This is a genomic window from Vibrio sp. V10_P2A27P122 (assembly GCF_963874335.1).
GTDB lineage: Bacteria > Pseudomonadota > Gammaproteobacteria > Enterobacterales > Vibrionaceae > Vibrio > Vibrio anguillarum.
The window spans coordinates 13,442-36,382 of record NZ_CAWNHY010000066.1; the positions used below are offsets into that span (position 1 = coordinate 13,442).

General features: G+C 45.5%; 20 protein-coding genes. 7 read left to right on the forward strand and 13 right to left on the reverse strand.

The features are described from left to right. Positions 1–9 precede the first annotated feature (9 nt). Positions 10–744 (forward strand): IclR family transcriptional regulator, encoded by a 735-nt coding sequence (locus tag AACQ17_RS03795; RefSeq protein WP_094146985.1) that lies wholly within the window; start codon positions 10–12, stop codon positions 742–744. A gap of 6 nt (positions 745–750) precedes the next feature. Beyond that, the gene (locus tag AACQ17_RS03800) at positions 751–1,587 is read left to right on the forward strand and encodes an arginase family protein (protein WP_088729362.1); all 837 of its coding nucleotides are present in this window, start codon (positions 751–753) and stop codon (positions 1,585–1,587) included. A 117-nt stretch (positions 1,588–1,704) separates the two neighbouring features. On the opposite strand, the gene AACQ17_RS03805 is transcribed toward AACQ17_RS03800, so the two are convergent. Both AACQ17_RS03805 and AACQ17_RS03810 read right to left on the reverse strand, forming a co-directional pair. Next, positions 1,705–3,273: a methyl-accepting chemotaxis protein gene (locus tag AACQ17_RS03805; RefSeq protein ID WP_013868325.1), complete on the reverse strand. Its 1,569-nt coding sequence runs from the start codon at positions 3,271–3,273 to the stop codon at positions 1,705–1,707. Between the two features lie 23 nt (positions 3,274–3,296). Beyond that, positions 3,297–3,857, reverse strand: coding sequence for a hypothetical protein (locus AACQ17_RS03810; RefSeq protein WP_013868326.1), 561 nt, complete (start codon positions 3,855–3,857; stop codon positions 3,297–3,299). 441 nt (positions 3,858–4,298) lie between these two features. On the opposite strand from AACQ17_RS03810, the gene AACQ17_RS03815 reads away from it, so the two are divergent. Both AACQ17_RS03815 and AACQ17_RS03820 read left to right on the forward strand, forming a co-directional pair. Continuing rightward, positions 4,299–6,176, forward strand: coding sequence for a PhoX family protein (locus tag AACQ17_RS03815; protein ID WP_013868327.1), 1,878 nt, complete (start codon positions 4,299–4,301; stop codon positions 6,174–6,176). 312 nt (positions 6,177–6,488) lie between these two features. Further along, positions 6,489–7,244, forward strand: a complete 756-nt coding sequence (locus tag AACQ17_RS03820) for a phosphatase PAP2 family protein (protein WP_094123615.1) — start codon at positions 6,489–6,491, stop codon at positions 7,242–7,244. An 86-nt stretch (positions 7,245–7,330) separates the two neighbouring features. On the opposite strand, the gene AACQ17_RS03825 is transcribed toward AACQ17_RS03820, so the two are convergent. Both AACQ17_RS03825 and AACQ17_RS03830 read right to left on the reverse strand, forming a co-directional pair. Then, a complete protein-coding gene (locus AACQ17_RS03825) occupies positions 7,331–8,035 on the reverse strand; it encodes a DUF445 domain-containing protein (RefSeq protein ID WP_013868329.1) in 705 nt (234 codons plus the stop codon). Positions 8,036–8,132: 97 nt separating this feature from the next. Next, positions 8,133–9,977, reverse strand: a complete 1,845-nt coding sequence (locus AACQ17_RS03830; RefSeq protein ID WP_064626585.1) for an ABC transporter ATP-binding protein — start codon at positions 9,975–9,977, stop codon at positions 8,133–8,135. A gap of 511 nt (positions 9,978–10,488) precedes the next feature. On the opposite strand from AACQ17_RS03830, the gene AACQ17_RS03835 reads away from it, so the two are divergent. Then, a complete protein-coding gene (locus AACQ17_RS03835; RefSeq protein ID WP_094146986.1) occupies positions 10,489–11,460 on the forward strand; it encodes an arginine deiminase-related protein in 972 nt (323 codons plus the stop codon). Here AACQ17_RS03835 and AACQ17_RS03840 read toward each other — a convergent pair. The 8 genes from AACQ17_RS03840 to AACQ17_RS03875 form a co-directional block, all read right to left on the reverse strand. Beyond that, entirely contained in the window at positions 11,450–12,406 is a 957-nt protein-coding gene (locus AACQ17_RS03840; protein WP_094146987.1) for a diguanylate cyclase domain-containing protein, read from the reverse strand. The two genes, AACQ17_RS03835 and AACQ17_RS03840, sit on opposite strands and share 11 nt — an antisense overlap. A gap of 119 nt (positions 12,407–12,525) precedes the next feature. Beyond that, the gene (locus AACQ17_RS03845; protein ID WP_094146988.1) at positions 12,526–12,948 is read right to left on the reverse strand and encodes a hypothetical protein; all 423 of its coding nucleotides are present in this window, start codon (positions 12,946–12,948) and stop codon (positions 12,526–12,528) included. A gap of 188 nt (positions 12,949–13,136) precedes the next feature. Beyond that, positions 13,137–14,018: an L-ribulose-5-phosphate 3-epimerase gene (locus AACQ17_RS03850; RefSeq protein ID WP_029189691.1), complete on the reverse strand. Its 882-nt coding sequence runs from the start codon at positions 14,016–14,018 to the stop codon at positions 13,137–13,139. Positions 14,019–14,026: 8 nt separating this feature from the next. Then, positions 14,027–14,674, reverse strand: a complete 648-nt coding sequence (locus AACQ17_RS03855; protein ID WP_094146989.1) for a 3-keto-L-gulonate-6-phosphate decarboxylase UlaD — start codon at positions 14,672–14,674, stop codon at positions 14,027–14,029. 5 nt (positions 14,675–14,679) lie between these two features. Then, entirely contained in the window at positions 14,680–15,501 is an 822-nt protein-coding gene (locus AACQ17_RS03860) for a pyridoxal phosphatase (RefSeq protein ID WP_094146990.1), read from the reverse strand. Between the two features lie 5 nt (positions 15,502–15,506). Next, complete coding sequence (locus AACQ17_RS03865) at positions 15,507–16,199, reverse strand: L-ribulose-5-phosphate 4-epimerase (RefSeq protein WP_013868339.1); 693 nt, start codon at positions 16,197–16,199, stop codon at positions 15,507–15,509. Between the two features lie 7 nt (positions 16,200–16,206). Beyond that, positions 16,207–16,689, reverse strand: a complete 483-nt coding sequence (locus AACQ17_RS03870; RefSeq protein WP_013868340.1) for a PTS sugar transporter subunit IIA — start codon at positions 16,687–16,689, stop codon at positions 16,207–16,209. A 74-nt stretch (positions 16,690–16,763) separates the two neighbouring features. Further along, on the reverse strand, positions 16,764–18,524 hold the full coding sequence (locus AACQ17_RS03875; RefSeq protein WP_094124631.1) for a PTS ascorbate-specific subunit IIBC: 1,761 nt from the start codon (positions 18,522–18,524) through the stop codon (positions 16,764–16,766). A 390-nt stretch (positions 18,525–18,914) separates the two neighbouring features. On the opposite strand from AACQ17_RS03875, the gene ulaR reads away from it, so the two are divergent. Together ulaR and ulaG are read left to right on the forward strand one after the other, a co-directional pair. Then, entirely contained in the window at positions 18,915–19,670 is a 756-nt protein-coding gene (gene ulaR, locus AACQ17_RS03880) for an HTH-type transcriptional regulator UlaR (RefSeq protein ID WP_026027147.1), read from the forward strand. Between the two features lie 123 nt (positions 19,671–19,793). Next, positions 19,794–20,861 (forward strand): L-ascorbate 6-phosphate lactonase, encoded by a 1,068-nt coding sequence (gene ulaG, locus AACQ17_RS03885; protein WP_013868344.1) that lies wholly within the window; start codon positions 19,794–19,796, stop codon positions 20,859–20,861. Positions 20,862–20,962: 101 nt separating this feature from the next. Here the strand turns inward: ulaG and glgX are convergent, their stop codons facing one another. Beyond that, on the reverse strand, positions 20,963–22,939 hold the full coding sequence (gene glgX, locus AACQ17_RS03890) for a glycogen debranching protein GlgX (RefSeq protein WP_240507689.1): 1,977 nt from the start codon (positions 22,937–22,939) through the stop codon (positions 20,963–20,965). Positions 22,940–22,941 lie beyond the last annotated feature (2 nt).

A 22,941-nucleotide genomic window follows, 5' to 3' on the forward strand; every position in this document is an offset into this window, starting at 1 on the left:
AAAGAAAACATGAACGAAACGAAATTATCGGCCAGCCAAGTTAATGAAAAGTCACTGCAATTATTGATGCAAGTGGCGGTAAATGAAGAGCCAGTATCAGCGAAAACCTTGAGCGAACAATTGCAAGTTCCGCTGAGTAGTTTGTACCGACATCTGAAGATTTTGAAAGAGTGGAACTTGATCGAAGAGAGCCCACACGACAAAACGTTGATCATCGGTTCGGCGGCTCTACTTTTAATGCGCAGTTATGAAACGAGTCAACACAATTTAGATGCAGTCGATGCAGTGTTAAGTCGATTACAGAAACAGACAGGCGAAATGGCGGCATACATGGTTCCGGTGGGATACCGAGCCTTGTGCGTTAGCCAAAAAGAAAGTATGCAGGCACTTCGATGCAGCTTCGTCCAGGGTCAAAGTCAACCCCTGCTTCGAGGTGCCTCATCTAAAGTGATGTTGGCGTATTTACCCGCTCCGCGCTGTGAAAAAATTCTTCGTTATTTTGGTGAAGACCACCAAATAGAAAAATGGCAGACAGAGTTGGAAAAAATACGTCGTAATGGGTACGCCGTGAGCACGTCAGAAATTGATCCTGGCGTTTCCGGAATTAGTGCCCCCGTAATGAAAGGGAGTAAGTTGATCGGCGCAATTTCAGTGATGGCTCCAGCCCATCGTGTTGAAACCAACAAGCAGCGGATCATTTTACATGTATTACAGGCAGCAAGAGCGTTGCCACCAGAAAGGTAATTCATAATGCTAAGTTTATTCAAACGCTACCGTATGAGTCGTACACAGAGCCAACCCGCTTATCCATTCACGTTCATGACACTCTGTGAACAGATAAAGCCAATGTCTCAAGTAGAGTTTGAATTTGCTCAGCAGAGCCTTGAATTTGCATCAGATTGGCTCTATCAGCGTCAATCCACGCCTTGTTACTCTGATGCGGGACATATAGTCGTCAAAGATAAAAATGCCACCCGTTTTCAAGACACCTTGAGTCATCAATTAGCACTGAGCTCAGTGCCCGTCGTACTAGCGAATTGTCACGAAATGCTGCTCAATGCATTACCAGTGATGGCTTTTGAGAATGACGAAGTTGGTATTGTGAGTATCGGACATCATTTTGAGCTGAAACAAACGCTGGACCTACAAGTTGGCTCTGCATTTCATTTTGCACTCTCTCGCTATAACAATACGCGCCTATTTTGTATTGGAATTGATGAAATGCATCAATCCAACCAAGTGTGGGAGTATGCAGAAGATTTAGGCTGTGATTGGTTAACACTGAATGAGTGCAGTTTTCGTCATCGTAACCAGTTGAAAAGTCAATTAGGTCACTACATCGAGCATTGTGATCAACTGATCGTGACGATTGATTTAGCCTCTTTAGTTCCGGGAGTGGGGGTTGATGAGAACAACGCGTTAGATAACCAAATGGTATTAAGAACGTTAAGGCAATGTGCGCTTTCGGGCAAGGTAAAGCTTATCCAACTGGTGGGGGCGAAGGATAAATTGATTTATTCTAAGCAGACCAAAGAAATTTTAGATGAGCTATGTGCTTTATCGCCAGATGTAATCCACGCTGCGTAGTGACATATTGATTATCATATATACCAAACAAAAACCCCCAGCTGTCTGGGGTTTTTGTTTTATGGAACTCAACCATTTGAAGTATGCTAAGTGTGTTGTTCGGTTTTTAGTATTAGGTTAATGAGCACTAAACTTGCTGAGTGATAATGAAGTGGCTTGTGCTTTCTGGAAGAGCTCTTTACTACAATCGCTCATCACTTTGCTGTCATTAAGTAGTTCGAGTGAATGTTGATTAAGATTGCTCAGTTGCGTTAGCAAATCTTCAACATGTGACAGTTGCTCATCAGATGAATTGACCGCTAAGTGGTTGGCGTTATTCGCTTGATTAACATCCTTGATCGCTTGGCTGACTAACTCGTTACTACTTTCAATAGCTTCAACGCAACTCATTGATGCATTGACACTTTCACCCATGTAGCCGATCAAGTCTTTCGAAAAGTTACTAAGCACGGTAAGGATCTCTTCCACTTGGTTGGTTGAAGAGGATGTTTTTTCCGCTAGGTTACGCACTTCGTCTGCCACGACGGCGAACCCGCGACCATTCTCACCCGCGCGAGCCGCTTCAATGGCCGCATTGAGCGCAAGCAGGTTTGTTTGATCAGCGATCGTACGGATGATCTGTAAGATATCGGTGACTTTTTCAACCTGGGCATTTAGGCTCTCAGCGGTTTTTGCTGTTACTTGTGACTTTTCTGCTAGGTTTTTATTTTCACTTAATGCATGTTTAAGTTGTTGTTGACTTTCTTGCCCAGAAATAACGGCTTGTTGTAAAGACAGCGACGCAGTATTGATATTCTCAGTGACTGACGCAATGCTTTGCCGAGCACCTTCACCAATTTGTACTGATTGCGCAATTTCCCGCTGCTGACCATTGATATTGTGTTCTAGCTGCTTCACTTGTCGTTCAACAGCTTTCGTAACATCAGTGACATTGCAGATGTTTTGTTCAATAGGGTGGAAGGTATGTTCCACTTTTTCAATGAACATATTGATTGCTGTGGCAAGGTCACCTAACTCGTTATCTTTGTTAAATGGAATTCGTTGCTTGAGGTCGCACCGACCAGACGCCAATGATTCACATAAGTTTTTCAGCTGATTTAAAGGATGCAGTAGAGCGCTCCTCAAAATAAAAAACAAGCCAATAAAAGTAATCAACACGAAGGTTATGCCAATTGAAATGGCCCATAGCCCCAGTTCCTTGGAAATGGCATTGACCTTGTCAAATTGCCACTGAGTGACTAAGTAACCCACCAATTTTGCTTCCTTGCCCGACGTTAATGGGTTGATGATGATCACGTGTTGTGTGCTTTGTTCAATAATGATGGCGTTGGTTGATGCTTGGGTCAGTGCATTTTTTATATTGACTCCGCTAGGAGATACGGACTTCTCATTTAATTGATAGAATAAAGATCCATCTGCAAGGAAAACCGCTATATGTTTGAGTTCTTTATTGCTGCTATCGACAGCGACTTTAACCCGCTCTTCTAAGCTCTCTACTTTGTTAAAGCGCACCGAAGTGGCGACGTTTTCAGCTAGAGAAGCCGCCATTTGTTGATAAGTTTGAGCGCTCAGCGAGTACATCACTGTGGCACTTTTCGACCATAGAGCATAGGAAATAGCAATCAGCGATACAACGCTAAGTAGCGACGCACTTGCCACTACCAACCGACTAATACTAAGTCTCATATAGAGTAATCCTGATCAATGAGTTAAAGAGCTTCTACGTTAACGCCGATGGTGATGGCACCAATCACTTTCCCTGAGCTAGGGTCAACCACGCTGTGGCTTATCTGTGACTGAAACATTTGGGTCGACTCATCTTCTTCTATCTCACCAATTAGATATGCGCTTGGACCTTTAAGGTAGGTGTCTTGCCACTTTTCCTCATCTCCTTGCCAGTAGTCAGAAGTAATCTCGCTTTGGGCGACATTCAGCCCTTTGTTATCCATAGCAAAGATCTCCGTAATTAGGCCGTTGCTAGCTTGTTGAATCGATTTAAGTTCAGAAGATGCGGGGGAAGAGAGCAGTTTGTTGATCAGTGGAGCATCGGTTTGGCCCACTTGGCTACGCCAATCCTTGTCGAGTTGATCAATTTGCATTTGAGTTAGGTTAGCGTGTTGAGCGTTTTGAGCATTAATGGCTTGGATTAAAACGGGATTAGCAATGATTTCAGCCACTTCGGTATCAATGAAGTTTTTTAGCGCCCCTTCAAACTCATTAGCAAAGGAGGAAAAGGAGAAACAAGCGATCAGGCAAATAAAATATTTCATAACAGACTCCAGTCGAGTTAGGTATTTTGCGTTGTGTATAAGGTATGTAGTGATCTTAGATGTTCATATTCATCCATATGCACTTTGAGCCTAGTTTAAGAATAGAAAACTGTAAAAAAATAGGTGTGATTTGAGCGCATGATCAAATGAATATTCATCTCTTGCCAAACAAAACAAAAAACTATCCGTTTTGACAATTGACAAGCTTGATGGCGGTGCCGGTTGTATTGTTTTCTCGACGAGGTCGGTTAGAAAATATCGATTTGGAGTGATACTTGTGGTGACCCAGCTGTGCTGAATGGCTTATTTAGCTAACGCATAGATTTTATTTTTTAACTCACTGTCACCGTTAAGCAATGTAAATTTAACTTATTTGTCACGATAGACCGCTAAGCTGCTTGCAAAATCCAATAACAAGACAAGTAAAGTCAAGGAGCAAACATGTGGAAGCGTGAAGAGCAAGAGTCTCAATTTAGTGAAATGATCGAAGCGAGACTCTCTCGCCGCCGTTTTATGGCGGGTAGTGCGGCAGTCAGTGCAGGCGCGTTTTTATCTTTAAATCCAGTTGCTAAGGCTGTGGCGGCAAAGTCGAGCTCTTCACTGCTCAATTTTGAAGCCATTCCTGTCTCAACGGCAGATGCCATCGTTGTTCCTAAAGGGTATAAAGCGACCCCGTTGATTTCATGGGGTGACCCCATTTCTGTTGATGCTCCTGAGTTTGACCAAAGTGGTAAACAAGATTCACGAGCACAAGAGCTTCAATTTGGTGATAACACTGATGGCATGAGCTTCTTCCCAATTTCGGATGATCGCGGTGTACTTGCGATTAATAATGAATACACCAACTACGAATACTTGTTTGATCACAAAGGTAAATCGATGACAGCAGATGATGTGCGTAAAGCGCAAGCTGCGGTCGGCGTTACTGTCGTTGAAGTGATGAACAAAAATGGCCAGTGGACGGTTGACCGCGCAGGGAAGCGTAACCGTCGTATCACGGCAAACACACCAATGTTGCTCACAGGGCCAGCTGCAGGCCATACGCTAATGAAAACCGCCACTGATCCTAAGGGCTTAAATCCACTGGGAACTTTTAACAATTGTGCGAATGGTCAAACGCCGTGGGGGACATACTTAACGTGTGAGGAGAACTTTGATGATTTCTTTGGTAGTAACCAAGATGGCGTGAAGTTAACGGCTGATCATAAGCGTTATGGTATTGAAGCCAAACCCAGTGATTATCAGTGGCACCAACATGATGAGCGTTTTGACGTTGCGAAAAACCCCAATGAGCCAAACCGCTTTGGTTGGGTGGTGGAAATTGATCCGAACGATCCAACATCGACGCCACTTAAACGCACGGCGTTAGGCCGTTTCAAACATGAAAATGCGGCGCTTACTCTCAACAAAGATGGCCATGCTGTGGTCTATCTGGGGGATGATGAACGCGGTGAACATCTATACAAATTCGTTTCAAAAAATCGCTACCAAGCTGGTAACGATGCGGCGAATCGCAATTTATTAGAAGAAGGAACCCTCTTTGTCGCTAAGTTTGATATGAATGAGAAAGAACTGAAAGGCTCGGGAAAATGGCTTGAACTGACCTTTGGTAAAAATGGTTTAACGCCAGAAAATGGCTTTAAGGACCAAGCAGAAGTGATGATTTTTGCTCGCCGCGCAGCGACTCAAGTGGGTGCTACGACAATGGATCGTCCTGAATGGGTTGCGATTCACCCTGATAATAAGCACGTGTTCTGTACACTGACCAACAATAAAAACCGAGGTAAAGAGGGGCAACCTGTTGGTGGTCCTAACCCTCGCGCTAAGAATAACTATGGCCAGATTCTGCGCTGGATGCCAGCCAATGAGGATCACACTAGCACTGTGTTTGCATGGGATCTGTACTTGATTGCGGGCAACCCAACGGTACATAAAGGCGATCTCTATGCGGGCAGCGACAATATCTCAGCAGACAACATGTTCAACAGCCCAGATGGTATCGGCTTTGACAAAGCGGGTCGCTTGTGGATTCAAACCGATGGCAACTATTCCAACAAAGGGGATTTTGCCGGGCAAGGCAACAACCAAATGTTGTGCGGGGATCCAATTACTGGTGAAGTAAAACGTTTCCTAACTGGGCCGATTGCTTGTGAAATAACAGGGTTAACTTTTTCACCGGATCAAAAAACCATGTTTGTTGGCGTTCAACACCCTGGGGAAGATGAAGCGCCATCGCATTTCCCATACGGTGGAACCACCAAGCCGCGTTCGACCATTATGATGATCACTCGTGAAGACGGCGGGGTGATTGGCGCATAAGCCCTGATCATTTCCTCTGAAGGGAGCTGCGGCTCCCTTTTTAACATTCTTGCTGTCGGTCAACGCTGTTGCCATCATCCATTCACGGTCTTGGAGTCTCCTATCTTGCACGAAAGAAGACGTTGTTTCGGTTAGGCAGGACATGGTCTGGTTTGCCTTTCCTACACGTTATGTATGAATTCTTTGTGTCAGGAAAATAAGTAAAAAGGGTGAGATCGGGGCGATTATTTTCCCTCAAATTGACAATTGCTTGATACGTTCTTTGCGTGTCGTCCGTTATTATGCTGATCTTCAATAATCCAGCGGTGTCTATTGAGCGTGAAAAAGCAAATCCAAATGAAAAAATCGGGCTTAGTACTCTTAGCCTTGTTCTCGTTGCTGTTAGTTCCCATCTCATTGGTTGGGTCTTCGATTGATTTGACCACGCCAGTGAGCGAGGGCGTCGGTGCATTTTTTACCTATTTAACCGATTCGGCTGGTTGGCAAGGTTTTGGCTTTACCTTTGCTTTGTTGGCTTTTTTGGCAACACGGACAGCGACTTCCCGCATTGAACTGCTTAACCGCATTATTCAAATTGGCTTGTTATTGGTGATTGGTATGGCTGCCAAAACGGGTTTAAAACATCTGACAGAGAGCCCTCGTCCATACACCGAATTAATGACGTATGAGTTACTTATCCCAAACCCTGCGCATTTTTATAAATTGAGTGAATTACAAAAAGAAAGTGTGATGACCGACATCGCAACCCAAGTCAGTGACTGGCGTTTACGTCATTGGCAGGGTGAAAAGGACTATTCATTTCCTTCTGGCCATACGATCTTCGCTGCTATTTGTCTGGCTTTCTTTGGTGGTCTGTTTATTGAACAAAAGCGCTATATTTTTGCGGCGGGTCTACTGCTTTGGGCCTGTGGGGTCTCCTTTAGCCGCTTATGGTTAGGGATGCATCGTCCGGTTGATTTATACGGCTCCTTGCTGTTTGTCAGCATGATTTACCTTGTGATACCCAAAGTGTATCCCTTAGATCATCCTAAATTAAAACCGTTATTAACGCGCCTTCATCTCTGTTAACGGGTCACGAGTCATCATAAAAAAGCCAGCACATTTAAACGTGCTGGCTTTTTTGTAATCACATTCAATCACATAAGTAACGGCAATCAGGCAAAGAAGGAGGAAGCCACACCAATCAAACCACCGAATACTCCACCCCAAACAACCAACCAGCCAAGGTGCTGTTTAATCATTTTCTGTACCATCTCTTTCACCAATTTAGGCGTGAGTTCATTGAGACGTTGATCGATGATGTTTTCGATGTTAGCGGTGATCTCTTCAATCATCTCAGGAGCTTCTAACTGCTCTTTGAGCGCTTGTTTAACGCTATCGCTTTGGCTGATATCAATCATAGATTGCTGCATTTTTTCGACAAACGGTTGCTTGAGTGGTTGTAGCGCGTCGGTTCCACCAAACATCGCCAGCATGCCGCCAAATGGAGAGTTTGCAATCACTTCGACCAAAGAATCAAAGGTTGGGTTGAAGTCAACTTTGGCAATCACAGGCTCAAGATCCAACGTTTTACTGCCCGTCATCTCTTTACTGAGGAAGCGGTCAATATTGGACTGAGTGAAAAATTGCTCCATCATCAGGCTCTTGATTGCGGTTTTGAACTCTTCAAAGCGAGCAGGTATCACACCCGAGCCATAGAGTCCTGGCACTTTTTCAAACAGCATGTGAATCGCAAGCCAGTTGGTGATTGCGCCAGAGAAGGCAAATAAGCCCGCATACAGCGCAATAGTGTTATCCAGTTGATAGCCCGCAGCAAGGAGCGCTAGCGCAATGATATTAGTGAGTAAGCTCTTGTTCATAATCCAAATCTAGTTAAATAAAGGGAATGGGCGAATTCTAAGGAAAAAGAGTGCATTGTGGAAGCATCAACGGAGCGCAAACTCCGTTGATAAACCATTAAGCAATCTCAACGTCGTCGCAACCGATAAAGCCACCCGTTTGGTGCGCCCATAGGTGTGCATAAATGCCGTTTTGAGCGATCAACTCTTGGTGTGTGCCTTGCTCAACGACGTTACCTTTATCGAGTACAATCAACCTGTCCATTGCGGCAATGGTTGATAAACGGTGAGCAATGGCAATCACGGTTTTGCCTTGCATCAGCTCATTTAAGCTCTCTTGAATTGCCGCTTCCACTTCGGAGTCGAGTGCGGATGTGGCTTCGTCGAGTACCAACAGTGGCGCATCCTTTAACAGCACGCGGGAAATAGCAATTCGCTGGCGCTGGCCACCAGACAGTTTTACGCCGCGCTCGCCCACTTGCGCATCATAACCTAGGTTACCAAATGGGTCGGTGAGTGTTTCGATAAACTCATGCGCGTGTGCCTGTCGGGTGGCTTGCAGCAGTTGTTCTTCACTTGCATCAGGGTTGCCATACAAAATGTTATCGCGGATCGAGCGATGCAGCAGTGAAGTATCTTGCGTCACCATACCAATTTTGCTGCGCAATGAATCTTGGGTGACGTCATTGATCGCTTGCCCATCGATACGAATTTGCCCACCTTCAACATCATGAAAACGAAGCAGTAAATTGACTAAAGTCGATTTTCCAGCGCCAGAACGCCCTACTAAACCCACTTTTTCACCCGGTTTAATGGTCAGGTTTAAATGGTTAATAACGCCTTTATTCTCGCCATAGTGGAAACTCACGTCATCAAATTCGATGCCACCTTGTGCAACCTGCAACGGTTTTGCGTTGGGTTTATCTTCAATGGTGATCGGTTTCGAGAGGGTTTTCATGCCATCCACGACTGTGCCCATGTTTTCAAAGAGTGCGCCAACTTCCCACATGATCCATTTCGACATGCCATTAATGCGCAATGAAAGGCTGATCGCAATCGCGATTGCACCAATACTGATGGCACTCTGCATCCATAGATAAATCGAAGTCGCCGCAATCACGAACACCAAAATATAGTTGGCGAGTTCAACGCACAGGTTAAAACCAGTCACTAAACGCATTTGGCGGTGAACCGTGTCTAAAAAGCTCTCCATGCCTTGTTCGGCATAGTCGGTTTCTCGGCGGGTGTGTGAGAACAATTTGACCGTGGCAATATTGGTGTAGCTATCGACAATGCGCCCCGTCATGGTTGAGCGAGCATCGGCTTGTTCTGATGCTACTTTTTTAAGCTGTGGTACAAAGTGAAGTTGAATGCAAATGTAGGCCGCGAGCCAGACGAGCATCGGCACCATTAAACGCCAGTCTGCTTGCGCCAACATCACCACAATCGCAGTGAAATAGACTGACACATAGACAAACACATCCAAGGTCTTCATCACGGTTTCGCGGATGGATAACGCCGTTTGCATTACTTTAGTGGCAATTCTTCCCGCAAAGTCATCTTGGTAAAAAGAGAGGCTTTGTTTGAGCAGATAACGGTGCGCCAACCAACGGATCGACATGGGATAATTGCCGAGCATAGTTTGGTGGATCAACAGTGAATAGATGCCAATCAAAAGTGGCATGATCACGAGTACTAAAATAGATAAACCGATCAAGGTGTCTCGGTTCTCAGTTAGGAAAGTCTCTGGGTTACTGGATGAGAGCCAATCCACCAGTTGGCCCATAAAACCGAACAGTGATACTTCAACAACGGCAATTAACGTGCTGATTAACGCCATTAAAATGAGTGGTTTTTCAAAGCCGCGCGTGTAGTAACGACAAAAGGCCCATAAGGTCGCAGGAGGCTGTTTGGGTTCCTCTTTGGGAAAGGCTTGGGTAAAGCTTTCAAATTTTTTATACATCGAAAATCCTTATGCCAATTCTCGCTAAAGTATGAGAGACCAAAAGCCTAGAACGCGAGAATCTAACGTTGAACTCCTATAAGGGGAGCAAATGATGGAGTAAGCCGAACAGAAGTATAACGAAATCACAACATAAGTGGCGGATTACTTTTCGCGCTTGGCTCTAGAAAACGGCGCCTGATTAATACGGTGGTTAATGCAGCAAGCATTGGCTCGAATGGTCAGTAACGTCCATCGGGTGAAAAAATGAAGCGAGTTAAATATCGTTATCGACGATAAGAGAACCATAAACGAGTTGCGTTACTTTTAAGTGAGTTTTTATTGTGAATATTTTTTGAATAAGGGTGAATATTTTTAGATGTGATGATGATTTTGCCGTAATTTTTAATGTGAAAAATAGTTTTCTCAGTAATTAATAGGAGTTATTCGATGAAATAACCCAAAATTCAGTCAATGTTGTTTTAACATTATGCTTACAATTGGCCTAAAGTGAGTAGAAGGGAAAGTTTCTATGATGTTGCAGGAACAAGTGATCACACAGCTAGCCGTGAATACGGTGCAAAATGCCAATTGTGTCGTAATGGTGCCGCCAAAAGAGTTCAAATTTAACGCTCAAACGGCACAAGATAATGAATTTCAACACCAAGTTGCATTGAGTACCGAACAAGTTCGCATCCAAGCCATGGCCGAATATCAAAGCATGGTTGAGACACTGCGTCTCGAAGGCGTACAAGTAGTGGAGTTTGATTACCCATTATCTGAAGTGGAAACGCCAGATGCCGTCTTTCCCAATAACTGGTTTAGCACTACGCCAGAGGGAACCTTGTTTACCTTTCCGATGGCTTGTAAAAATCGACAGCAAGAAGTGCGCCCACAAGCGTTGGTTGAAGCCCTTACGTTGTCAGGCCGCAAGATATTGGCGCAAGATTCGTTGCTCGCGTATCAAGACCAGCAGGCTTATCTTGAAAGCACCGGTGTGATGGTGATGGATCACCTTAATCGAACCATCTATTCGGCGTTGTCACAGCGCTGCGACCGTGAAGTGCTAGAGGAGTACGCCAAACGTATCGGTTATGATCGTGTGGTCTCTTTTCAAACGGCGTTGCCTTCAGGTCAACCGGTTTATCACACCAATGTGATGATGGCGGTTGGTGAAGCATTCTGCGTGATTTGCGATGAAGTGATCCCGGAGTTTGAACGTCGTTTTGTGGTTAAATCACTGGCTAAAGATAAACAGATCATCTCAATTTCACTTGAGCAGATGAACTGTTTCTGCGGCAACATTTTACAATTAGAAACGGCGGCAGGAGATAAAGTGATCGCTATGTCGCAATCGGCGTTTGATGCCTTTTCGCTGGCGCAGCGTGCGCAGCTGGCCAGTCACGGTAAGTTACTGCCGTGTAATGTGAAGACCATTGAGGATATTGGCGGTGGTTCGGTGAGATGTATGTTAGGGGAAGTGTTTTTGCCTTCTATTGGCTAAGATTGATGTACTCAACGCCATTTTTGCCATTTTTCTTCACCTGATACATTGCTTGGTCGGCCAATTCATATAAGGTTTCAAAAGTATGCGTTGAGGTTGTGAATTGGCAAACACCAATACTAAAGCCAATTTGCACTTCTCCATGGCTTAATTTTAGTGGTGAATAGGCTTTGGTGAGCAAACTGTCGATAAACTGCTTTAACGTTTCTGTGCTTTGATTGATGCACAATAGGACAAACTCATCGCCGCCCAAACGAGCAATCGATGATGGTTGAGGCGCATTTTCTTGAAGCCATTGAGAAACTTGGAGCAGCACGAAATCCCCAGCTTGGTGCCCAAGATGATCATTGACGGTTTTAAAGTCATCCAAATCGATAAAAATCAGTGCCGCAGAGTGTTCGACAAGATCATTCATCTCGTCAAACTTAGTTTCTAACGCCTTTCGATTTAATAGGTTGGTCAATGGATCTTGCGCGGCGAGTTTGGAGAGTTCTAATTCATAATGTTTTTCATTGGTAATATCCGTGTGGGTGCCCATCATGCGCAGCGGCTTTCCATTCTCATCATATTCAACGATTCGGCCGCGATCCGACACCCAGCTTTGACCTCCATCTTTGCGGATCATCCGGTGTATGACCTGATAGGTGTCAGCCTTGCCATTCAAATGGTCCTCAAAAGCGCCCACGGCTAAGTCATAATCATCGGGGTGGAGCTTGCTTTTCCAAATGTCGACGGTGGCGTCTAGCTCGTGTGATTGATAGCCAAGCATATCACCCCATTCTCTATTGAATATTTTAAGGGTTCCGCTAGGAATGTGTTGTTCCCAAAGACAAAGACCAGTGCCTTCTAGCGTTGCATTCAGCTTTTCTTCAAGAGAGCTGTTTTCTTTTTTGAGATGCTCAACTTGCTCTTCAAGCTGCTTGATTCGTTTTAAGTACTCTTCCATAAACCGTGATGAACCGAGTCTACATTTATGTCGAGTGTGCCACAGTTTGCCGATGGATTCACAAGGTTGTTGATATCTTGTTCAATATACATCTCATTTTTTCCCGTGGGTCACAAAGCTTATTTGGTTTGAATAAATTTGCTGTAGGTACTGACTCGGCCGTTGATGTACTCAATACCGCAGTGAATGCTCTGTTCGTTATTGCCAACAATCTGATATTCGACAATAAATTCACCGCTGATCACTTTTATAAATAAGAAACCGTCGATGACTTTCCATAATCCTTGTAGCGTTTTTTCACCAAACAGATCTCGCTCGACCAACGTGCCATTAGGCTTTAAATGCAAAGCGGAAGAAAAACCGTCTACATTGACTTTTACCCAAGTATGCTGGTGAGCCTCAAAGCTTAATATTTTGCGTCGACACTTAACCCATTCTACCAGCGCTTGCTCTTGGGTTGGGGTGAGCGTAGGGAGCGCTTCCATTTCTAAAAGGGTGTGATGCTTTTCATACCAGAAGAGTTGTAAGTGAAGTAATTTCATTGGTTCTCAGAGTGTTATGCATCGGGGCGTTATCAAAAAGCAACTCTGCGCGATTGTGTTGGTGATGTCAATATTTGCCAAGAAAAGCTACCGCGCTCACGGGGGAGAGGGCGCGGCATTATCCAATATGAGGATGAAGGATGCATAAAAGATGCACCCGAGCACAATTTATAGGTTGAATAAATGAGCTATAGGTTGAATAAACGAGGCGAATCAGCGGCATCACAAGCTTGATTTAGCCGATGCTGCGCAACACGAATATTGTGTTTCCAATGTTCATCTTGCGCCCACATTTCGATCACCATCGGCACAACACAGTTTGCCTCTTTCAGCGTTTGGGAAATAGCATCGAAATTGACTTCTCCTTCACCAATCACCAAGTCTCGAAATTGGCCCGTGGAACTAGAGGTGACGCAATGGGTATCTTTAAGGTGGATCTGAGTAATGTGTGGCATACCAAGTGCCAATTCAGTACACACATCGTAGTTCCAACCTGAAATGTTGCCTACATCTGGATACGCCATAAAATAGGGGGAGGGTACTTCCCGCTTTAGTATTTCGAACTTGCTCAGTGAATTAAGATAGCTGGTATCCATGATCTCCACTGCCAGCATCACGCCAGCACGCTCGGCCAGTTTGGCGGCAAGCTGCATGCCTTCAATGAAACGTTGATGAGTTTCTTTATTAGCGGGTTCGTAATAGACATCATAGCCTGCGAGTTGGATGGTGCGAATGCCCAGTTTGTAAGCTAAGGTAATCGCTTTCTCCATGTGCAGAATGGCTTGCTCTCTAATGGCGGGGTCTGACGAGCCAAAAGGAAACTTGCGGTGTGCACTTAGGCACATCGATTGCAGCGGGATTTGGTATTGCTCACACCATCTTCGTAGCTGATAGATGGTTGCATCATCCCAGTCTAAGCGTTGACGACGTTCATCCGACTCATCGACGGATATCTCTAAAAAATCAAACCCCAGCTCTTTCGTTGTGGCGAGCTTTTCTTCCCAACTGAAATGATTGGGGAGCGCTTTTTCATACAACCCGATACGTTGGCGTGGCAAATGTTGATACATACGGCCTCCTAGCACCAAAAACGATCGATTTGACTGCGCAGTGCTTCGGCAGTGACGCGACCTTTTTCACCGACCAATGCACGCCCCGCAATGAACGTTTTGGCCTTAATGCCTTCAAATAAATAGAGATCTTCTGGCACGATGCCACCTGTGATGGAAAGCTCAAGCCCCATATCGGAGAGAGTTCGCATCTTCTCAACATCTTCGCTTGTCCAACCAATACCGGCCAGTTCGGCATCTCTTGAACGGTGATAAATGGCTTGAGTGATACCAAGGTCAATCCACGCTTGTGCATCAACAAAGGTCCAGTTGCCGTAAATTTCGATTTGGATTTCGCCATCCAGTTCATCGGCGACTTTCTTACAAGCGCTGATGGTGGCGATATGCGCTGCGGCAGAAACGGTGATCCAATCCGCGCCAGCTTCAAATGCCATCCGCGCTAAAATAGCGCCGCCATCGGTGGTTTTCATATCGCATACTAGAATATGGTCAGGGTGATTATGGCGTAACGTTTTGACGGCCTTCATGCCTTCAGCAAAGGCGAGGATGGTGCCCACTTCGATGACATCAACAAAGCTTGCTACGTTTTTTGCCACTTCGATGGCAGAAATAAGGTCAGTTTGGTCGAGAGCGATTTGGATCATTGGTTTAGTCATGAGAGTTATCCTTGAATTTTGTCACGGATCAAACGGGCGAGCCCGTCGTGATTGTTATCGGTTGTACAAATCAGTTTGGCGTGGGATTTCACCGTATCGTCGGCATTGAACATCGCCACACCGAGCCCGGCGTAGTCGAGCATTGAAATGTCGTTATGGTTATCGCCGACAGCCAGCACGTGATTAGCGTGGTAGCCAAGTGATTGCACATATTCAGCCAAGCGCTGACCTTTACTGTTGCCTTTGGCAGCGAAGTCGATGCGATTCGACCATGAACGCTCACCGTTGAATGTCTCTTGTACCCAAGCTTGTTGAGCAAGGCGTTCAACGGAGCTCGGTAGCCCTTCAACCACAAATTTCCAAATAAACGTTTCTTGCTCGACGCGGTGACGAAACGAGTCAATTTGCTCGATTTTGGGTTGTGCTGTTGGTGGGTACTGGCTGGCCCATTTTTCTAACGCTTGCATGTAGGCGATTGGGCTACGCTTGGAATAGGTCATCGCGTCGGTCACATACATCACCAGTTTCATTTGAAACTCTTTAGCCAAAGCGAGAAAGCTCAATGCATCGTGCTTGGCAATCGCATTGTGCTTGAGCACTTTTTCGTTTTGGTAGTCATACACATAAGTGCCGTTGCAGCAGATGATGGGGGTTGTGAGCCCCAATTCTTGATAATAGGGTTTAGCCGCCGTGTGGTGACGGCCAGTCACGATCACCACGTGGCAGTGTTGCTGCGCTTGTTGAATCGCCTGCTTTAGCTGAGGATGAATGGTGTGTTCATCAGTCAACACCGTGCCATCAAGGTCGAGCGCGAGAACTTTATACATAGCCGCTACCTTTGACCGTAGTAAGCGTTATCACCATGCTTACGTTGATAGTGTTTATCGGATAATTCCGGTTGAATCTTGATGCCACTGTTGAGTGAACGAGTCGCCAGCGCCATGGCGGAAATCTCCTCCAAGACGACGGCGTTATGAACGGCATCGTTAGCATCTTTGCCCCAAGAGAAAGGAGCATGCCCGGCGACAATCACGCTTGGCACTGCCATCGGATCAATGCGACGATGTTTGAACTCTTCGATGATCACAAGGCCGGTATTTTTCTCATATTGGCCAGCGATTTCATCGCAAGAAAGTTTGCGTGTGCAGGGGATGTCACCGTAAAAATAATCGGCGTGAGTGGTCCCTAAAGCGGGTATGTCAATGCCCGCTTGCGCCCAAATAGTGGCACTACGCGAATGGGTGTGTACCACGCCGCCAATCTCTGGATAAGCTTTATAGAGTTCGAGGTGAGTGGCGGTATCACTGGATGGATTAAGTGTGCCTTCCACAATCGCGCCGTTAAGATCAACGATCACCATGTCATCGACTTTCATCACATCGTATTCTACGCCTGAAGGTTTGATGGCGATGACGCCCTTCTCGCGGTCTATTTCTGATACATTGCCCCAAGTGAAAGTGACTAAACCGTATTGGGGAAGCTTAAGATTTGCCGCAAATACTCGCTGTTTTAGTTCGCTATACATGGCATCCTCACTCGACCAATTGCGCCGCTAACGCTTCATCAATCACTTGGTAAACATCCTGCGCGGTACGACAACGGCGCAGTTTATCGAGATCAACGCCAGTCTCGCTCTCTTCATCATCCAGCACTTGAGTTACTTCCATTAATCCTTCCATATGCTGATCAGACGAGCTACCAGCCAAGGTGATCAGCACATCGACCGGTTCATCTTCGCCGTCAAAATAGACAGGCGTTTGCAGCGTCACTAAAGCAAAGGCGGTTCTGATCACGCCATTTTCAGGACGAGCATGAGGCAGGGCAAGATTAGGCGCGATGACGATATACGGGCCTAATTGTTCAACGCTGCTGATGATGGCATCGTGATAGCAGGGGTGGATGGCTCCTGATTTGATCAGCCTATCCGTACCGATTTTGATCGCCTCTTGCCAAGTGCTCGCCTGTGCATTTAATTGGATGGAATCATTGTCGATCAGTGATTGTTTCAGTCCCATGGTTCTATCTCCAGAGTGGGTGCCAGTGCGTCTGGCACCTATCGTTTTTGTACTTATCGTTTTGTAGTAAATAGCTATTTCAAAGTGACAAAGTTTTTATCGATGATATCGAGCAGCTCATCACCAAAAGAGTTCGGATTCAGCATGTTTTGTACGCCGAGCACAAATTTGCCTTCTCCGGGCTCCATCTCACCAGAGAGATGTTTTGATGAGACGATGATGTCGGTGGTGGCGAGCTTAGATTTATAATCAGACACTGCGCAGGAATCCATCACGTGTGGAATGCCTTTCTTCTCTAGATACTTACCGATTTTCATCTTCATCATCATTGAGGAGCCTTGCCCATTACCACACACGGCTAAAATGCTGACCGGGCGTACGCCATCACTGACTTTCAGTGCTTGTTCGACGGCGGCGATGACGTCTGGCTCGTCACTGATGTTTACCAGACCCTGCGCATCTTCCTCTTCACGCAGCTTTTTGGAGGCGAAGAACATGTACACCCCAGCCAATGCAATCAGTACAAAGAAGAACAGTTTTGAGACGGATAAGCCTTGCATGATCGGTGGGAAGACTAGCGCCCAGTCGGCCATGCCCATCCAGCCACTGAATTCGGTGCCGTATTGGTTGAAGATGTGAATGGCCCATGCGGAGCCAACGACTTCGATGATACCCATCACAAAACAGATCTTCATGACCGCGCGCCAGCCGCCAAAGTGGTTGGCAAAAACACCAATGGTTGCGTTGGAGAAGAACATCGGGATAAAGCCGGGAATGATCATGATCGGTGCATCAAAAGCGAGCATGGCCAGCACCGCCGTAAATTGACCAATCGCGCCCCACATAAAACCAAACACCATGGCGTTAGGTGAGAACGCGTAGATAGCGGCGCAGTCAATGGCTAAAACCGCGTTAGGAATGACGCGCTCTGAGATACCTTTAAAGGCTTCAGACAGTTCGGCAACGAACATACGCACACCCGCTACGATAACTTGAATCGCTACCGCAAATTTAAGGCCAGTTTCCAGAATGTAGATAGACCAATGGGTTTTTCCCGCCATTGCTTGCAGGTTGTCTAAACCAAATGAGAGCAAAATAATGCCGAAAAATAGCGTCATCACAATCGCGGTTGCGGCAATGCTGTCGTGGAAAATGTGCAACCATTTAGGCAGCTCAAGGTGGTCGACACTTTCGTTTTTATCGCCCAATTTGGGGGCAATCTTAACTGCAATCCAAGACGCGACTTGTTGCTGGTGGCCGATGGAGAAACCGGCTCCACCCGTGACGGCTTCGGTGGGTTTGAACATAATGTTGGAGGAGATAGACCAGTAGAGCGCCATCAAAACAGCCGAATAAAGGATGGTTTCCCACATGCTTGCGCCCAGCACAAGGTAGAACACCGCAATTAACCCTGCCTGTTGGAACATAATATGCCCCGTTAGCATGATGGTGCGAATGCCTGTGTAGCGGCGCAGCAAAACGAGCAAGATGTTGATCGCCAATGCCAGTAGTACGGTATAACCAACCCAAGAATAATCATCCCCCATGATTTCCATGGTGGCCATCATTGAGGTGTACGGGTCGATAACCGAGCCAGTTAAACCATGATATTCCGATAATTTCTCAATCACAGGCTTAAAGCCTGCCACTAAGGTCCCTGCACCCACCTGTACCAACATAAAGCCGACGATGGTTTTGATCGACCCTTTAATGATGGTGGTGGTATCTCTTCTTAATAACCAGTAACCGATAAGGGTGACTAAGCCCAGCAGCAAAGGTGCTTTAGTCATTACTTGGCTATAAAAAATGTAGAAGATATCGTAGATGAACTGCATATCTTTACCCCTTGATTCTCTATTTATCGTTATGTGTATTCCCGTCTTACTCGAAGCTGGGTGTAGGTCAGAGTGGATCAGCAAGGTGATGCCGATTTCAATCCTGTTTTGCTCACGAAATAGACTTTACCAATCAAAAGTAATCATTCAATGCTCATTTGTGATTATTTTGATTTTTATCAATTTCTTCGCCAAATGGAGACATTATTTGATACTCAAGTCACAGTTAAAATTTCATTTCAAATAAAATCAATTAGTTATGTTTTATTGTGAGCGAAAGGGAAGTTTTGTTCGTCCAGTGTTTGACATTGTGATGGATGAGAAATAGAATCAAAACAAATCATAAATAATCACCAAGTAATCACTTGATGAAAAGATAAGGTGATAACCATGAACGAAGTACAAAGACATAACGAGATACTGTCTTTGCTAGACAATATGCGCACCATCAACGTCACGCATATTATTGAGAAATTTAACGTGTCACCAGCAACGGCCCGCCGCGATATTTCTAAGTTAGATGAGCTAGGTAAGCTGAAGAAAGTTCGTAATGGTGCTGAACGTTTAGAGATTAGAAAGCGAGCGTGGACGCCGTTAAACATCGACAGTACGGATCATTTCCATGAAAAATCACAGATTGCCATGGCTGCGGCTAAGCTCTGCAACCCAGGTGACAGTGTGGTAATTAACTGTGGTTCGACCGCCTTCTTGCTCGGTAAAGAGTTGTGTGGCCAAGATGTTCAAATCGTGACTAACTATTTCCCACTGGCCAGTTACCTTATCAATGAAGATCACGACGATGTAATCATCATTGGTGGGCAGTACAACAAAGCACAAAACATTTTCCTCAACCCCGCCCCTGATTCGTTAGGTGGTTATGCCGGACATTGGATGTTCACCAGTGGCAAAGGGCTGACGGAAAATGGCCTATACAAAACCGATATGCTCACCGCCGTTGCCGAGCAACAGATGCTAGAGCAAATCGGTAAGTTAGTGGTGGTAGTGGATAGTTCTAAAGTTGGGCAGCGTACGGGCATGCTATTTTGCCCCGCCAGCAAGGTTGATATTGTTATCACTGGCAAAGCCGCCGATCCGCAAGTTATCCAAGCGCTACAACAGCAGGGGACAGAAGTGATTCTGGTATAGAAAGCACTTCGCTCTACACATTCTAATAATAAACACAGGCTCAGTGTCTTCACCTTTGGTTAAGACGCTTGGCTCCCTACATCCAAAATTTGTCTAACTGATCGTGAAATAAAAGGTGTTGCTATGAGTAAAATTGATGAAATCACACGCGATTCATGGGTTCTCAGTACGTTTCCTGAGTGGGGAACTTGGCTGAATGAAGAGATAGAAAAGACCGAAGTGGAAGCTAACACCTTTGCTATGTGGTGGCTTGGTTGTACAGGCATTTGGCTAAAAAGTGCCGGGAATACCAATCTTTCGATCGATTTTTGGTGTGGGACGGGTAAGAAAACGCAAAAGAATGCCTTGATGAATCAACAGCATCAGATGATGCGTATGGGGGGCGTGCGTGAACTGCAACCCAACTTAAGAACGTCTCCTTTTGTGTTGGACCCATTTGGCATCAAAGAGATTGATGCGGTACTGGCGACGCATGATCACGCTGATCATATCGATATTAATGTCGCAGCAGCTGTGCTGCAAAACTGTGGTGAGCATGTGAAATTTATTGGGCCACAAGCTTGCGTTGACCTGTGGCAAGGCTGGGGAGTACCGAGTGAGCGCTGCATTGTAGCGAAAGTGGGTGATTGCATTGAAGTTGGCGATATCAGTATCCGAGTGCTGGACTCTTTTGATCGCACTGCGTTGATTACGCTGCCTAAAGGTGTTTCATCTTATGATAAGGGGATTCTTGATGGTATGGATGATCGCGCGGTCAACTACTTATTGGAAACCTCCGGTGGCTCAATCTACCATTCAGGTGATTCGCATTATTCGAACTACTATGCCAAGCATGGTAATGACTACAAGATTGATGTGGCGCTGCTCTCATACGGTGAAAACCCACGAGGCATCACAGATAAGCTGACTGCATCTGATATTTTGCGCGCAGGTGAGGCGTTAGATTGTGAAGTGGTGATCCCATTCCATCACGATATTTGGGCTAACTTCCAAAATGACCCGCGTGAAATTGAAGTATTGTGGCAAATGAAAAAAGATCGTCTGCAATACGGTTTTGCGCCATTCTTTTGGCAAGTGGGTGGTAAATACACTTACCCAACCGACAAAGGACGTATGCATTACCAGCATTTCAGAGGCTTTAAAGACATTTTTGTCGATGAACCAGAGCTGCCTTTCAAAGCATTCTTGTAATGTTTTGAAAGCAAAAATTAGAGAAGAGAAAGAGGCCAATTGGGCCTCTTTGTTTATTGGTAATCTCTTTGCTTATCGGTAATGATGTGCAGCACTTGATTTTATACTTCAGGTTGGTAGTGCAAAATTGTCATTGATATAGGCGACTGTAACAACTCCCCTTCTGCATGGCCGGGTTGTACGTTACGTAAATTGGTATCGCATATCACTTCCCAGTTTTGGTTACGATCTTTAGGTAAAGTAAAACGAGCTGGTGCATTGGTTTGGTTGATCAAATAGAGCATTTCAGCCCCATCCGATCCAATGCCCATCTGCAATGCCACAGAACTTAAGCGGTTCCAATCATCATGTTCCATCAGTGTGCCATCCACGCGTCGCCAGAATACGCGGTTGGCATTACGTTCCTCACCACTAAAAGCACGAATAAAGGGCACCATATAAAGGTGTCTTGCCGCCACCATTTGACTCAACCAATGTTTGAAGTAGCTTTTGCGTTCGGTCATGTTCCAGTCAAGCCAACTGATCTCATTGTCTTGGCAATAAGCGTTGTTATTACCTTGCTGAGTATGAGAAAGCACATCCGCGGTGAGAATATGAGGAATGCCAAAAGCAAAGAGTAAGCTCGCCATCATATTGCGTTTTTGCTTTTCGCGGGTTGCTTTTATCACCATGTTCTCGGTTTCGCCTTCGACGCCATAGTTGTCGGAGCGATTGTCACCGTGACCATCTCGGTTTTGTTCACCATTCGCTTCATTGTGCTTATGCTTGTATGACACCAAATCTTGCATGGTGAAGCCATCATGATAAGTGATGTAATTGACGGTCAGTTTGTAGGGCCAGTTGGCGGCACTGTACAAGTCGCGCGAGCCCATTAAGCGTGTGGCGAACTCTTTTAAATAGCCTTGATCGCCGCGCCAGAAGCTGCGTGTGATATCACGTAATTTGTCGTTACATTCATTCCAACCGAAAGGAAAATTGCCTACTTGGTAACCGTTTGGACCAATATCCCAAGGCTCTGCAATCAATTTGACTCGTTTTAACGTTGGATCTTGCGCCACCGCTTTAAAGAACGCAGCATCGGGGCTGAAATTATCGCCATTTCTTCCAAGCGTTGCGGCCAAATCAAAACGAAAACCATCGACTTGGTATTCGCTAACCCAGTAGCGCAGCGTGTCCATGACTAGGTTAAGGGCGGGTTGATAAGAGAGATCAATGGTGTTACCACAACCGGTAAAATTCGCGTAATGTTGGCCGTGTTTTAGATAATATTTAGGGTCGAGTGCTTTTAAATTGAAAATAGGCCCATCTTCGCCCCCCTCTGCTGAGTGGTTATAAACCACATCCAGTATCACTTCAATTCCGTGACGATGCAGTTCTCTGATAGCCGTTTTCAGTTCCGTTACCGCATCTTTTTGCGCATAACGTGGATCTGGCACCATAAACAGGTAGGGGTTATATCCCCAATAGTTGACTTTGCCCATATCCAATAGATGTGGCTCATGCATACAAGCCGCGATGGGCAGTAGCTGTAGTGTGTTGATGTTTTGCTTGCGATAAAACTCCAGCATCTCCTCACTGATTAAGCCTAAATAAGTACCTTGTTCTGCTTTAGGCACTCGTGGATTGAGTTTGGTCACTCCTTTGACATGGGTCTCAAACAAAATAGTCTTATCGCGAGGTATGTGTGGTTTTTTAGTTGATTGCCAATCGAATTGATCGTCAACCACGACACACTTAGGCAGCTCGAAACTCTTTTTTGAACTAAATGGTGTTTTATAGCCTAAGTTTTTATCTATCGCCTTCGCGTAGGGGTCGGAAATATAGTGCGGCTCGTCACCATTTAAAATGAGGTAACCGTATTTTTGCCCTGCTTTAATGTTTGGCACATGAGTGTACTTCACGCCCGCATATTCATTCTCTAACTCGTGGGTGGTGAAACTTCCCTGTTGATCAAACAGAGCGAGTAGAAGCTGTTTATTTGCTGGAGCATGAATAGCAAAATTGCAACCTGTGTTGTCAAGGGTTGCACCGAGTGGGTAAGGGCTAGAAATAGTACATTTCATATGGGCATCTTTAATTG